The organism is Streptomyces sirii (genome assembly GCF_045690365.1).
In the GTDB taxonomy this organism is placed as follows: Bacteria; Actinomycetota; Actinomycetes; order Streptomycetales; family Streptomycetaceae; genus Streptomyces; species Streptomyces sirii.
Map to the genome: position 1 here is coordinate 4608145 of NZ_CP147982.1, position 14114 is coordinate 4622258.

General features: G+C 71.4%; 10 protein-coding genes. 7 read left to right on the plus strand and 3 right to left on the minus strand.

Annotation, left to right across the window (positions count from 1 at the left end):
- Positions 1-145: 145 nt before the first annotated feature.
- On the plus strand, positions 146-2311 hold the full coding sequence (locus WAB15_RS20640) for a SpoIIE family protein phosphatase (protein WP_407287139.1): 2166 nt from the start codon (positions 146-148) through the stop codon (positions 2309-2311).
- On the opposite strand, the gene WAB15_RS20645 is transcribed toward WAB15_RS20640, so the two are convergent.
- The 3 genes from WAB15_RS20645 to WAB15_RS20655 all read right to left on the minus strand — a co-directional run bounded on the left by WAB15_RS20645 (position 2239) and on the right by WAB15_RS20655 (position 5054).
- Positions 2239-3387 (minus strand): AI-2E family transporter, encoded by a 1149-nt coding sequence (locus WAB15_RS20645; protein ID WP_407287140.1) that lies wholly within the window; start codon positions 3385-3387, stop codon positions 2239-2241. The genes WAB15_RS20640 and WAB15_RS20645 overlap by 73 nt on opposite strands.
- A gap of 109 nt (positions 3388-3496) precedes the next feature.
- Positions 3497-4450, minus strand: coding sequence for a pirin family protein (locus tag WAB15_RS20650; protein ID WP_407287141.1), 954 nt, complete (start codon positions 4448-4450; stop codon positions 3497-3499).
- Between the two features lie 130 nt (positions 4451-4580).
- Complete coding sequence (locus WAB15_RS20655; protein ID WP_030411509.1) at positions 4581-5054, minus strand: SseB family protein; 474 nt, start codon at positions 5052-5054, stop codon at positions 4581-4583.
- 167 nt (positions 5055-5221) lie between these two features.
- Between WAB15_RS20655 and WAB15_RS20660 the strand changes: the two genes are divergently transcribed.
- The 6 genes from WAB15_RS20660 (at position 5222) to WAB15_RS20685 (ending at position 13982) form a co-directional block, all read left to right on the plus strand.
- Complete coding sequence (locus WAB15_RS20660; RefSeq protein WP_407287142.1) at positions 5222-7048, plus strand: acyl-CoA dehydrogenase; 1827 nt, start codon at positions 5222-5224, stop codon at positions 7046-7048.
- A gap of 280 nt (positions 7049-7328) precedes the next feature.
- Positions 7329-8621, plus strand: coding sequence for a M18 family aminopeptidase (locus tag WAB15_RS20665; RefSeq protein ID WP_399145929.1), 1293 nt, complete (start codon positions 7329-7331; stop codon positions 8619-8621).
- A 1-nt stretch (position 8622) separates the two neighbouring features.
- Positions 8623-10659 carry a BTAD domain-containing putative transcriptional regulator gene (locus WAB15_RS20670; protein WP_407287143.1) on the plus strand — a complete coding sequence of 679 codons (2037 nt, stop codon included), beginning with the start codon at positions 8623-8625 and terminating at the stop codon, positions 10657-10659.
- Positions 10660-10788: 129 nt separating this feature from the next.
- Positions 10789-11577 carry a DUF4232 domain-containing protein gene (locus WAB15_RS20675; RefSeq protein ID WP_407287144.1) on the plus strand — a complete coding sequence of 263 codons (789 nt, stop codon included), beginning with the start codon at positions 10789-10791 and terminating at the stop codon, positions 11575-11577.
- A gap of 312 nt (positions 11578-11889) precedes the next feature.
- The gene (locus WAB15_RS20680; protein ID WP_407287145.1) at positions 11890-12915 is read left to right on the plus strand and encodes a hypothetical protein; all 1026 of its coding nucleotides are present in this window, start codon (positions 11890-11892) and stop codon (positions 12913-12915) included.
- 176 nt (positions 12916-13091) lie between these two features.
- The gene (locus tag WAB15_RS20685; RefSeq protein ID WP_407287146.1) at positions 13092-13982 is read left to right on the plus strand and encodes a helix-turn-helix domain-containing protein; all 891 of its coding nucleotides are present in this window, start codon (positions 13092-13094) and stop codon (positions 13980-13982) included.
- Positions 13983-14114: the final 132 nt, after the last annotated feature.

Below are 14114 nucleotides of genomic sequence, written 5' to 3' on the forward strand. Positions count from 1 at the left end.
GCTCCAGGTTACCGTCCCGGCCCCCGCCCCTTCGTTGACATATACGCATCAGTGCTTCTCCGAGCCGGGGCGGGCGCCCCGGCGGGGACGACGGTCACGCTCCGCTCGCTGGTCGGCCTCCGCCAAACACACATAAAGTGAGGCAATGCGCACCAAGGACCTCCTGGCCGCCCTCGCGACCGGCCTGTGGCGCTGGGACAACGCATCGGGCCGGGTGACCCTCGATGCCGAGGCGGCCCGGCTGCTCGGGCTCCCCGCCGAGCCGGCGGAGCTGAGCGAGGCCGCCGTACGCTCCCGTTTTCATCCCGTCGACTTCGCCGAGATCAACGGGGTGATCCAGCTCGCGCTGTCCGAGGAGACCCTCGCCGAGGCCCGGCTGCGCATCGTGGACGAGCGCGGACGGGTGCAGCGCCTCGTCCGCACCCGCGCCCGCCCCCAGGTCGTCGACGGCGATTTCGAACTGGTCGGCACGCTCCAGGAGGTGCCCGAACCGCAGCCCGGGACCTCCGCCGCGATCACGCCGATAACCGGCGACTGGCGCCGCTCCCGCGAGGCCTTCCTGCTGGACGCGGGGCGGGCGCTGGCCGAGGCGCGGTCCACGGCCGAGGTGCTGCGGGTGGCGGCCGGGCTGTCCATGCCCGGGTTCATGCCCGACGGCCTGGCGGTCTTCGGCATCGAGGGCGACCGGATCTCGGTCATCGGCCACCACGGCCACCGCCCCGGCGACGAGAAGCCGTTCCTCAACATGGGCCTTGCGACCGACTACCCGGCCGCCGAGGTCATCCGCACCGGGCGGGCCATCTATCTGCCCACCCCCGAGGACTACAGCCGCCGCTACCCGACCACCTGGCCGCTGGCCGCCCGCTTCGGCCGTACGTCGTGGGCGTTTCTGCCGCTGGTCAACGCGGGCCGGACGATCGGCGCCTGGATGGCGGGGTTCGCCCAGCCGGTCGCCTTCACACCCGACGAGCGCTCGGTGCTGACCACCGTCGCCCGGATGCTGGCCCAGGCGCTGGCCAGGGCCGGTGTGCAGGAGGAGCAGCAGGAGCTGGCGCTGGGACTGCAGCGCAGCATGATGCCGACGGTGCAGCCCGACATCCCCGGGATGACGGTCGCGGCCCGTTACGTACCGACCGGCGGCGGGCTTGAGGTCGGCGGTGACTGGTACGACATGATCCCGCTGCCGTCCGGGCGGATCGCGCTGGTCATCGGGGATGTCCAGGGGCATGACGTCCGGGCCGCGGGCCTGATGGGGCAGCTGCGGATCGCCCTGCGCGCCTACGCCTCCGAGGGCCACCATCCCGATGCGGTGCTCTCGCGCGCCTCCCGCTTTCTGGCCGGGATCAACGAGACCGCGCTGCGCGGCAACGGCGAGGACCAGCGCTTCGCGACCTGCCTGTACATCGAGGTGGACCCGGCGACCGGGCTGCTGGACATCGCGCGGGCCGGCCACCCCGATCCGGCGATCCGCCTGAGCGACGGCACGATGCTGGTGCGGCCCACCGCGGGCGGGCTGCCGCTGGGCATCGTCCCGGACACCGACTACCCCACCACCCGACTCGTCCTGGAGCCCGGCGAGACCATGGTGGTGTGCACCGACGGGCTGATCGAGACCGGCGGCCACGATCTGGAGACCGGCTGGGCCCGGCTGCGCGGCATCATCGAGGCGCATGAGGTCGGCGAGGGCGACGAGAGCCTGGAGCGGCTGGCCGACGCCCTGGTCCAGGCTGTGCACGGCCCCTCCTCGCACCACACCACCGGACCGCTGGTGGACCGCCGCGAGGACGACATCGCCGTACTGCTGCTGAGCCGCGAGGCCGCCAGCTGCGGGGTGGGCGCCGGCGGCCCGTCGGCCCAGCAGGCCGTTCGGCGCACCGTGCTCGCCGTCGCCCAGGCCGAGCCGCAGCGGATAGCCGAGGCGCGCCGGCAGATCCGCGACGTACTCCACGACTGGGCCGACGCCGACCAGGTCGACTCGGCGGTGCTGATGGTCTCCGAGGTCGTCACCAATGTGCTGATGCACACCGACGGCGATGCGCTGCTGGTCGCCGAGATCTCCGGCCCCCGAGGCGCCCGGCGGATCCGCGTCGACGTCTCCGACAGCAGCGATGAGCTGCCGCACCGCCGCAGCCCCGGCGAGCTGGCGTCCTCGGGGCGCGGGCTGGTGCTGCTGGAGCTGCTGGCCGGTGCCTGGGGCGTGGACCCGCGCGGGGACGGCAAGTCGACGTGGTTCGAGCTCTACGAGGACGCGGGGGACGCGGTCGGCCCGGTGTCCCCGGAGCCCGCGTCGGAGTCCGAGCCCGCCGCATAGTGCTTGCGCAGCTCGTGCAGCACACCGGTGGCGGCCGCGGTCAGCGGGACGGACAGCAGCATGCCGAGGATGCCGCCGACGCTGGCGCCCGCGGTGATCGCCAGCATCACGCTCGCCGGATGCATCTGGACCGTGCGGCTCTGGATCATCGGCTGCAGCACATGGCCCTCCAGCACCTGCACCGCCAGTACGACGCCGAGCGCCCACAGCGCGATCACAAAGCCGCGGTCCGCGAACGCCACCAGGATCGCCACCGCCCCCGAGATGAACGCACCGAGGTAGGGGATATAGGCGCCGACGAAGACCAGCGCGCCCAGCCCGACGGCGCCCGGCACCTGGAGGACCAGCAGTCCGACGGTGATGCAGATGGCGTCGATCAGCGCGATGAAGGTGGTGCCGCGCATAAAGCCCTCGATGGACTGGAAGCCGCGGCGGGCCATCCGCTCCAGCTGGGGTGCGGACTTGCCGGGCGCCCAGTCGTGCAGGGCGCGTACGGCCTTGTCGGAGTCGCGCAGGAAGAAGAAGGTCAGCAGCAGGGCGAGCACCGAAGCGGCGATGAACTGGCCGACGATGCTGACGCCCGCCAGTACCCCGGAGGCCGCGGTGCCTCCGAACTTGGTGACCAGACCCTTGGCGTTGGAGGCGAGGTCGTCCAGCGAGGTGCCGGCCGTACCGAAGTGCTGGGAGAGGCCCTTGGCGGCGTCCTTGAGCGAGGCGATGATCTGGTCGCCGGTGTCCACCAGCGCGCTGACGACGATGTATCCGGCACCGCCGACCACCACCACCAGGACCGCGCAGGTCAGCCCGGCCGCCAGCGAGCGGTTGAGTTTCATCGCCACCAGCCGCCGGTAGAGCGGCCCGAGCAGCGCACTGCCGAGCAGTGCCAGCAGCACGGGCGTGACCGCGGCGCTCAGGACGACGCACAGCCACACCCCGAGGGCCAGCACGGCCACGATCAGCAGCAGCACCCCGCACCAGGCCGCGGCGCGGCGGGCCTCGATCGGCAGCAACGGCTTGCCGGGCGGCGGCCGTTCGCCCTCGGCGCCGCGCGAGTCTTGATCCGAGTCGTTTCGCACCCGGACAGTCCACCACGGCGAACGGCTCCTGAGCGGGGCGTGGAACGGGCCGGGGGCGGTGTTTCACGTGAAACACCGCCCCCGGCCCATCAGCGCATCCGACGAGGCGTCAGTGCTCGTCCGCCGGGATCGTTCCGAGTCGGCCGGCCTGGAAGTCCTCGAAGGCCTGAGCCAGCTCGGCGTGGGTGTTCATCACGAACGGGCCGTAGTGCATCATCGGCTCGCGGATCGGCCGCCCGCCCAGCAGCACCACCTCGAAGTTCGGGCTGCGCGACTCCTGGGACTCGTCCGCCCGGATGGTGATCGAGTCTCCGGTCCCGAAGACGACCGCCTGCCCCATGCGGAACGGGCGCCCCTCCGCGCCGGCCGAGCCGCGGCCGGCCAGGCCGTAGGCGAGGGCGTTGAAGTCCTTGCGCCAGGGCAGGGTCAGCTCGGCGCCCGGGTTCACCGTCACATGCATCATCGTGATGGGGGTGTGGGTGATACCCGGCCCCTGGTGGCCGTCGAGGTCACCGGCGATCAGCCGCAGCAGCGCACCGCCGTCGCCGGAGGTCAGCAGCTTGACCTGGCCGCCGCCGATGTCCTGGTAGCGGGGGGCCATCATCTTGTCGCTCTTCGGGAGGTTCACCCACAGCTGGAGGCCGTGGAAGAGCCCGCCGGACATCACCAGCGACTCCGGCGGCGCCTCGATGTGCAGCAGGCCGGAGCCGGCCGTCATCCACTGGGTGTCGCCGTCGTTGATGACGCCGCCGCCACCGTGCGAGTCACGGTGCACGAAGGTGCCGTCGATCAGATAGGTGACGGTCTCGAAGCCGCGGTGCGGGTGCCAGGGCGTGCCCTTGGGCTCTCCCGGCGCGTACTCCACCTCGCCCATCTGGTCCATCATGATGAACGGGTCGAGGTACTTGTAGTCGATGCCGGCGAAGGCCCGGCGCACCGGGAAGCCCTCGCCCTCGAACCCGCTCGGCGCGGTGGCGACGGCCAGCACGGGGCGGGGGTGTGCCTCGGCGGGTGCCGCCACACGCGGCAGGGTCAGCGGGTTCTCTACGGTCACAGCGGGCATGACGGCCTCCTCGGTCGCTCAAAACTTAGTTGAATCCTGAACAACCTGCAAGGCGTGCGGCATTCCCACCCGCGTTTGCGCAGGTGAAAGTCGGTACGGAAGAGGATCGACGGGGTTTCGACGGCCGCCGTCAGCCGTACATCCGCCGCATCGCGAAGTCGACCATCTGCTCCACGGCCTTGGCGTCGAAGACCATCCGGTGATCGCCCTCCATGTCGAGGACGAACCCGTAACCGGTCGGCAGCAGGTCGAGCACCTCGGCGCCGGTGATCACGAAGTACTTGGACTCCTTGCCCGCGTACCGCCGCAGCTCCTTGAGCGAGGTGAACATCGGGATCACCGGCTGCTGGGTGTTGTGCAGTGCCAGGAAGCCGGGGTTGTCACCGCGGGGACAATAGACCTTGGACGTGGAGAAGATGCCCTGGAAGTCCTCGGCCGACATCGAGCCGGTGGTGAAGGCCCGCACCGCGTCGGCGAGCGAGGGAGGCGACGGCTCGGGATACAGCGGCTGCTCGCCATAGCCCCCGGGGGCCGGTTGCTGCGGCGGGGGCGGTGGCGCACCGTACTGCTGCCCGGCACCCGCGTTCTGGTCGTAGCCGTACATGCGCCACAGCGTACTGAGTCGGCGAATCGCCGGGGGACGCTCGTCACAGATGGGTGGAAGGGGTTGATTCTTATTACCCACGGGTAGCATCATTTAACTACTAGCCGGTATTGCGTCTGAGGTCCCTCCCTTGGGGCCCTCTCCCGAACCCTTACGGAGCCGTACCCATGGGCCACTACAAGTCGAATCTCCGCGACATCGAGTTCAACCTCTTCGAGGTGCTCGGCCGTGACAGCGTGTACGGCACCGGACCGTTCGCGGAGATGGATGCCGACACCGCCAAGAGCGTGCTGTCCGAGCTCGCCCGCCTCGCCGAGAACGAGCTGGCCGACTCCTTCGTCGACGCCGACCGCAACCCCCCGGTCTTCGACCCCGAGACCAACACCGCGCCGATCCCGGACTCCTTCAAGAAGAGCTACCAGGCCTTCATGGACTCCGAGTACTGGCGCCTGGGCCTGCCCGAGGAGATCGGCGGCACCACCGCTCCGGCCACGCTGATCTGGTCCTACGCGGAGCTGATCCTCGGCTCGAACCCGGCCGTGTGGATGTACTCCTCCGGCCCGGCCTTCGCCGGCATCCTCTACTCCGAGGGCAACGAGGCGCAGAAGAAGGTCGCCCAGATCGCCGTCGAGAAGCAGTGGGGCTCCACCATGGTCCTCACCGAGCCGGACGCCGGCTCGGACGTGGGCGCCGGCCGTACCAAGGCCGTGGAGCAGGAGGACGGCTCCTGGCACATCGAGGGCGTCAAGCGCTTCATCACGTCCGGTGAGCACGACATGTCGGAGAACATCTTCCACTACGTCCTCGCCCGCCCCGAGGGTGCTGGTCCGGGTACCAAGGGCCTGTCCCTCTTCCTCGTGCCGAAGTACCACTTCGACTGGGAGACCGGCGAGCTGGGCGAGCGCAACGGCGTGTACGCGACGAACGTCGAGCACAAGATGGGCCTCAAGGCCTCCAACACCTGCGAGATGACGTTCGGCGACCAGCACCCCGCCAAGGGCTGGCTGATCGGCGACAAGCACGACGGCATCCGCCAGATGTTCCGCATCATCGAGTTCGCCCGGATGATGGTCGGCACGAAGGCCATCGCGACGCTGTCGACCGGCTACCTCAACGCGCTCGAGTACGCCAAGGAACGCGTCCAGGGTCCGGACCTGGCGAACTTCATGGACAAGAGCGCGCCGAAGGTCACCATCACCCACCACCCCGACGTGCGCCGCTCGCTGATGACGCAGAAGGCGTACGTGGAGGGCATGCGCGCCCTCGTGCTGTACACCGCCTCCGTCCAGGACTCGATCGCCCTCAAGGAGGCCGCGGGCGAGGAGGCCTCGGAGCTGCACGCGCTCAACGACCTGCTGCTGCCCATCGTCAAGGGCTACGGCTCGGAGAAGTCCTACGAGCAGCTGGCGCAGTCCCTGCAGACCTTCGGTGGCTCCGGCTACCTGCAGGAGTACCCGATCGAGCAGTACATCCGGGACGCCAAGATCGACACCCTCTACGAGGGCACCACCGCCATCCAGGGCCAGGACTACTTCTTCCGGAAGATCGTCCGCAACCAGGGCCAGGCGCTGAACACCCTCGCCGAGGAGATCAAGAAGTTCCTGGCCGAGGGCACCGGCGGCGCGGAGCTGGAGCAGGCCCGCGGCGAGCTGGGCAAGGCCGCCGCCGACCTGGAGGCGATCGTCGGCGCCATGCTGACCGACCTCGCCGCCACGGAGAAGGACGTCAAGTCCATCTACAAGGTCGGCCTGAACACCTCGCGCCTGCTGCTGGCTTCGGGCGACGTCGTCATCGGCTACCTGCTGCTGAAGGGCGCGGCGGTGGCGAGCGCCAAGCTGGCGGCCGCCTCCTCCAAGGACAAGGCGTTCTACGCCGGCAAGATCGCCGCGGCGAAGTTCTACGCACACAACGTCCTGCCGGGCGTCGCCATGCAGCGGCAGCTGGCCGAGTCCGTCGACCAGTCGCTGATGGAGCTGGACGAGGCCGCGTTCTAAGAGCGCCGTCCGCGACCGGTCCGCGGCGTTCTTAGACGTCTCTCAGATTCGCCGTTCAGACTGACGGAGCCCGCCTCTCTTCCCCCGGAGAGGCGGGCTCCGTCATGTCCGCCGAGTGCCACCCGCGCGGCCCGGACCGCGGGTGCGGCCGACCGGCCGACCGGAATCGTTCACTCCAGTGCGGTTTTCGGCGTGGAATGCAGAAATCCTGGCCGGAAGGGAGCGGAGTCACGTCGCACGCGCACGGGGAATGCGGGGCCTTGCTCCTTATGCTGAATCCATGACCAACTCCGCCCGCTTCGATCGCGGCCACACCGACGACTTGATGTCCTTCCTAGCCGCCAGTCCGTCGCCCTACCACGCGGTCGCCAACGCGGCGGAGCGGCTGGAGAAGGCCGGTTTCCGGCAGGTCGCGGAGGTCGACGCCTGGGACGGCGAGAGCGGCGGGAAGTACGTGCTGCGCGGCGGCGCGATCATCGCCTGGTACGTGCCGGAGGGGGCGAGCGCCACGACTCCGTACCGAATTGTGGGGGCTCACACCGACTCTCCCAATTTGCGGGTCAAACCGATTCCCGACACCGGCGCCCGCGGCTGGCGGCAGATCGCCGTGGAGATCTACGGCGGCACCCTGCTCAACACCTGGCTCGACCGCGATCTGGGGCTCAGCGGACGGGTGACGCTGCGGGACGGCAGCAACCGTCTGGTCAACGTCGACCGGGCACTGCTGCGGGTACCCCAGTTGGCGGTGCACCTCGACCGCTCGGTGAACTCCGAGGGCCTGAAGCTGGACAAGCAGCGCCATATGACGCCGATCTGGGGGCTGGGCGAGGTGGCCGAGGGCGATCTGATCGCGTTCGTCGCCGAGGAGACCGGCGTACCGGCCGAGGACATCAAGGGCTGGGACCTGATGGTGCACAGCATCGAGCCACCGTCCTATCTGGGCCGCGACCACGAGCTGGTCGCCGGCCCTCGGATGGACAACCTGCTGTCCGTGCACGCCGGTACGGCCGCGCTGACCGCCGCGGCCGCCAGCGGCGCGCCGACCAGCATCCCGGTGCTGGCCGCCTTCGACCACGAGGAGAACGGCAGCCAGTCCGACACCGGCGCCGACGGCCCGCTGCTCGGCACGGTGCTGGAGCGCTCGGTGTTCGCCCGCGGCGGCTCGTACGAGGACCGGGCGCGCGCCTTCGCCGGCACGATCTGCCTGTCGTCGGACACCGGTCACGCCGTGCACCCCAACTACAGTGAACGGCATGAGCCGGGACACCACCCGATGCCCAACGGCGGGCCGATCCTGAAGGTGAACGTCAATCAGCGCTATGCGACGGACGGCAGTGGGCGGGCGGTCTTCACGGCCGCCTGCGAGCGCGCCGATGTGCCGTGGCAGAGCTTCGTCTCCAACAACTCGATGCCGTGCGGCACCACGATCGGGCCCATCACCGCGGCCCGGCACGGCATCGCGACGGTCGACATCGGCGTGGCGATCCTGTCCATGCACTCGGCGCGCGAACTGTGCGGCGCCGAGGACCCCTACCTGCTGGCGAACGCCCTGACGGCCTTCCTGGAGGGCTGAGTTGGAATTCTCACTGCTCGGCCCGATCGCCGTGACGACCGGCTCCGGAGAGCTGTCGCTCGGGCCCGCCAAACGGCGCAGTGTGCTGGCGCTGCTGTTGCTGCAACCCAACACCACCGTTCCACTGGAGCAGTTGATCGACTCCCTGTGGGAGGACGAGCCGCCCGAGCACGCCCGTACGGTCGTCCAAGGGCATGTCTCACGGCTGCGCGCCACGCTCGCCGAGGGCGGAGCGCAGACCTACGGCATCGAGCTGACCACACATGGCTCGGCCTATCTGCTGCGGCTGCCGGAGGAGCTGATCGACGCCCACCGGTTCGGTGAGCTGGTAACGCTGGCACGCCCCGAGGCGGCGCCGGCCGACGCCGTACCGCTGCTGCGCGAGGCGCTGGGGCTGTGGCGCGGACCCGCGCTGACCGGCACGGTCACCAGCCCGCCGTTCGCGGCCGCGGCGCACGCCCTGGAGGAGCGCCGGCTGACGGCGGTGGAGGCGCTGGGCCGGGCCCACGGCACGCTCGGTGAACATGAGCAGGCCGCCGCGATCCTCTACTCCGCGGCCGTCAACCACCCCTTGCGGGAAGGGCTGATCGCCGAGCTGATGCGGGCACTGTTCCGTACAGGTCGGCAGTCCGACGCACTGGAGTGGTTCCACCGCACCCGGCGGCTGCTCAACGAAGAGCTGGGCGTCGACCCGGGCGAGCGGCTGCGCGCGGCCTACGAGGAGATCCTGCGGGCAGAGGCGGCGGGTGGCGGGCGTACGGCCGCCCAGCCCGCGGCGGGCGCGCACAGGACGGGTGACGACTCCCAGGGCGCGTCGGCGTTTCACGTGAAACACGGCCCCGGTGGGCCGCTGCCCGCGCAGAGCACCGGCACGGCCGGTGGGTCCGACGCGAAGGGCACGTCCGCGGACTCGGCCGACGGCGCTCGGGACGGTTCGCGGTCCGGCTCGGGCTCCGGTCCCGGCTCGGGGCGGGCCGGTGCGGCGCCGCGGCTGCTGCCCCGGGCACCGGCCCGGTTCCTCGGCCGGGAGGCGCAACTGGGTTACCTGACCGAGGTGTTGACGGACCGTACGACCGGCGAGAGCCCGCTCGCCGTGGTCGCGGGTCCGGCCGGCGTCGGTAAGACCGCCTGCGCCGTGCAGTGGGCGCATCTGTACTCCAGCGCCTTCCCCGACGGCCAGCTCTTCGCCGACCTGCGCGGCTTCGGCGAGGGCGACGAGGCACCGCCGGCCGAGATCCTGCGCGACTTCCTGCTGGCGCTCGGCACCCCTGCCGAGCGGGTGCCCGGCTCGGCGCAGGCCGCCTCGGCGCTGTTCCGGTCGCTGGTCGCCGAGCGCCGACTGCTGGTCGTCCTGGACAATGCGCGCAGCTCGGCGCAGGTACGGCCGCTGCTCCCCGGCGGCGCGCACTGCGCCACGGTCGTCACCAGCCGCAGCCGGCTCGACGGCCTGGTCGCCACCGACTGGGCCCGGCCGGTCGGGCTCCAGGCGCTGGGACACGAGGAGGGCGCGGCGCTGCTCGGCGCCATGCTCGGCCCGCAGCGAGTGGCCGAGGACCCGGCCGCCGCCCGCGAGCTGGTCGACCTGTGCGAGGGTCTGCCGCTGGCGCTGCGGGCCGCGGCCGCCCAGCTCACCGCCCGGCCCCGTTGGCGGCTGGCCCGGCTCGCCGCGGCGCTGCGCGACGAACGGCGACGCCTCGCACTGCTGTCGGCGGAGGACACCGGGATGGCGGCGGCGCTGCGGATGTCCGTCGCCCGGCTGTCGGCGGACGACGCACGGCTGCTCAGGGCACTGGCGACCAGCGCCGACGGGCATCTCAACGCCTCCGTGGCGGCGGCTCTGGCGGGGCAGGACCAGGAGCGCACCCAGGACGGTCTGGACCGGCTCGCCGAGATGCATCTGGTGGACGAGGAAGCCACCGACGTCTACACGATCAGCACGCTGACCCAGCTCTTCGCGCGGGACGAGCGCGGGGAGGGCGGCAAGGGCGGTGCGGAGGACCGCGGCGGCTCCGGCGACGAGGGGGACGGGCGCCGCTGAGCCGTGCGCACCCCGCCTCACGTGCGAGGACGTTAGGCGCACGTTAGTGGCACGGCAGCGGCGAACGGCAGTCTGGTGGACAGCTCGCAGGACCGACCGCACCAGACCGCCGCCCGGGGGAGACCGACCATGCCGCGCAGCCAGGACCACGTCAGCAGCCCGCGTACGTCCCGTGGCCTGCGCCGCCGTAGGCTCCGGATCGCCGCGGCCGGCCTGACCGCCGTGGCCGCGCTCGCCCTCACCGCCTGCGGTGGCCAGGACAACCCCCTCCAGACCAGTGCGGCCAAGCCGTTCAACCCGGCGCCCAGGACCGCCGAGGGCCCGGGAGCCAAGGGGGGCGAGCAGCCGGCGCCGCAGGGTGACGGCTTCGCGCAGGGCGGTACCCGGCCCGACGGCGGCGTCGCGGAGCAGGCGTCCGCGGGGCGCGGCGGCACCGGGTCGGGCACCGGGAACGGTGACGCGGGCCGCAGCGGCAACGGAGCCGCCGTCCGGCACAGCGCCTGCGACGCGGCCGCGGTGCGGATCGTCGCCCAGCCGCTCAAGGAGCCGATCAACCATCTGCTGCTGATCGCCACCAACACCTCCGGCGCCACCTGCGACCTCTACTTCGCCCCGAATCTGCGGTTCGGCCAGAAGCAGTCCCCGCTCGCCGAGCTGACGGACAGCAAGCCGCAGAGCATGGTCACCCTCGCCCCCGGCGAGTCCGGCTACGCCGGTGTGCTGACCTCCTCCGCCGACGGTTCCGGCCACAACGGCCGGACCGCGACCGGCCTGTCCGTCGGCCTTCCGGGCCGCGACGGCAAGGGCAGCATCGGCGGCGCCGTGCAGGTGGCGCTCCCGGGCGGCTCGGTGTACGTCGACGACAGCGCGTGGGTGACGTACTGGCAGGCGAACCCGCGCGAGGCGACCGCTTGGTGAGTCGGCTCCACCGAGCCGCCTCCGGCGAGACCTCCCCAAGACCAGGGCGCCCGCATCCCCCCAGCGGGCGCCCTTTCGCCTGCCCGCTGTCCCCTCATGTCTCGCACGACGGCCCGCCATATCCCATGACGTTGACGCCTTCGCAGGTCACAGCCGTGCTCAGGCCCGGGACATCTCATGGGACGAAGACCCTCCGGCCGGCCGCCGCACCCCACTCCACGATGGTCCCCGTCGCCGCGAACGGACCGCCCGGCGGCTCGCCATCGGCCGACGGCCAGCAGGTCAACCGGCCGCATACGGAGGGGATTCGGCATGTACGAGCACAGCGGCACGCACCCGGCAGACTCCACAACCCCCGCGGACCACACAACCGCCGGGGACGGTGGCACGGGCGGCGGCCGATCCCCGTTCCGCCGGACCGTGCTCCGCAGGGTCCTGCCCGCGGTCGCCGCGGCCGGCATCGGCGTCGCCGGATTCGCGGGCTTCGCCCACGGCAGCGACGGCACAGCCGCGACGGCCGGCACCACGCTCTCCCGCGACACCACCGCCACGTCCTCCGCCGGCTCCGTCCGCACCGCTCGCGCCACGGACGCCGGGTCGGTGCGGCAAGCCGCGGCCGCCGCCGACTTCCCCACCTGGGGCACCCGTTGGGTCGTCCACGCCACCGCGGACGTCGACTCCCCCTCGGTCGGGTTGATCAACAAGACCGCGCCGGGGCAGGACCGGATCACCGCCGACTACCAGGTCGACACCGGCCGCAAGGTGTGCGAGGGCAACGCCTGCTCGACGTACATGGCGCACCTCACCGGTCCGGTCACCGGCTTCCTCAGCGTGGTCGCGGTGGACATCCCGCAGGACCGGCTGCCGGGTGTACCGGTCCAGGGCGGTGGCGGGCTCCCGCAGCCCGGTGGCTCCCGTCAGGAGGCGCTCAACCGCGCCGCCACCTGGCTGACCGCCGACAACGGCGCCCAGGTGCCGTACAGCCAGGCCAAGGTCTGGAAGGACGGCTACCGCCAGGACTGCTCCGGCTATGCGTCGATGGCGCTCGGACTGCCGACGCCCGGCACCAACACCGTCGGCCTGGCCACCAACCGCAGCCTCACCCGGCCCATCTCGCTGGGTGAACTCAAGCCCGGTGACCTGCTCATCGACGCGGCCGGCGACAACAACAACCGGCATGTGGTGATCTTCGAGAAGTGGAACAACGACGCACACTCCTCGTACACCGCCTACGAGCAGCGCGGCGACCATGGCACCGACCACCGGACGCTGACCTATGGACTTCCCGGCGGTGACGCCGAGTTCACGCCCTACCGTCCCGTGAAGTTCGGCGACTGACGCGGTCCGGGCCTGTGGTCCTCGCAGGACCGCACGCTGTTTCACGTGAAACCTGCGCGGTTTTCACGTGAAACGTCACCAACCGATCCGGGTCCGATCCGGATCGTGTAACGAGGGGCACTTCCGCCACAGGGGAGCGGAAGTGCCCCTCGCGCGCGCATGTCCGCTGTGCTGGAATGCGAGACGTGCCTGGCAATCGGAACCACGCCGCTAACTCCCGCCGCAAGCCCCTGGCCCCTCTTCCCGACGAACTCTCCGGTCCGGCACGGGACTTCGTCGCCGCACTGCGCCGTATGCACGGTGAACTCGGCTACAGCCTGAAGGAGTTGGAGGGACGACTGCCCGCCAGCCGTTCGTCCCTGTCGCGCTATCTGCGCGGCCAGAGCCTGCCCGACGAACGGCTGCTGGTGCAGTGGTGCAAGCTCTCCTTCACCGGCGAGGACCGACTGCCCGCCCTCGTCGAGCTCCTGCACCGGGCCCAGGAAGCGGCGGACGCGGGCGAGCGGGGTGACCCGCCCGCGCACGAGCGGGACGGGGCCTCCGACGCGGAGCGCCCGGCCGGAACCGAGGCCGAGGACGCGCCGACGGCCACTCGGCGCCGGCTGCGGCTGGTCCTCGCCGCGCTCGGGACGGCCGCCGTGCTCGCCGCCGCGGCGCTGGCGGTGCCGGCGCTGACCTCGTCCGGCGATGCACCGGACGCCGGTGGCGCCGATGCGCGGGGCACGCAGGCCGGGGCGAAGGGCGCCGCATCCGCCGAGATCACCGTCCACAACGTCGAACGCGCCTGTCAGCACCAGCGCACCGAGAACTGCGCGCTCGCCCTGGCCCGCGACCCCTACCGGGTCTACCGGCGCTCCAACGTCGTGGGCCACGTCTGGCACGGCGATGTGCTGCGCGCGCTGTGCCGGGTCGCCAACGGGGTCACCGTCACCGACGAGGTGGGCGGGCACAGCAGCATCTGGTTCCGGGTGGATCACGCCGGGAAACAGATGTGGGTACCCGGCATCCGCATCCGTCCCGAACAGCTCGAAAACACCTCACTGCCCAGCTGCCCGAACGGATCTTGAGCCTTCCCGACCCTCTGACCTGCGGAGACGCCGCACCACTACCCCGCCGGGCGAACCCGCCCTGGCGTACCGGACCGCAATCGATATCGTGGCCGTGCCATGACAGACACGCCGCATTGTTCGCAGTGACCC

Excerpts from the sequence above, each read along its gene's own strand:
- WAB15_RS20640 (WP_407287139.1), top strand. The coding sequence starts at position 146 with ATGCGCACCAAGGACCTCCTGGCCGCCCTCGCGACCGGCCTGTGGCGC.
- WAB15_RS20650 (WP_407287141.1), bottom strand. The coding sequence starts at position 4,450 with ATGCCCGCTGTGACCGTAGAGAACCCGCTGACCCTGCCGCGTGTGGCG.
- WAB15_RS20655 (WP_030411509.1), bottom strand. The coding sequence starts at position 5,054 with ATGTACGGCTACGACCAGAACGCGGGTGCCGGGCAGCAGTACGGTGCG.
- WAB15_RS20660 (WP_407287142.1), top strand. The coding sequence starts at position 5,222 with ATGGGCCACTACAAGTCGAATCTCCGCGACATCGAGTTCAACCTCTTC.
- WAB15_RS20665 (WP_399145929.1), top strand. The coding sequence starts at position 7,329 with ATGACCAACTCCGCCCGCTTCGATCGCGGCCACACCGACGACTTGATG.
- WAB15_RS20675 (WP_407287144.1), top strand. The coding sequence starts at position 10,789 with ATGCCGCGCAGCCAGGACCACGTCAGCAGCCCGCGTACGTCCCGTGGC.
- WAB15_RS20680 (WP_407287145.1), top strand. The coding sequence starts at position 11,890 with ATGTACGAGCACAGCGGCACGCACCCGGCAGACTCCACAACCCCCGCG.
- WAB15_RS20685 (WP_407287146.1), top strand. The coding sequence starts at position 13,092 with ATGCGAGACGTGCCTGGCAATCGGAACCACGCCGCTAACTCCCGCCGC.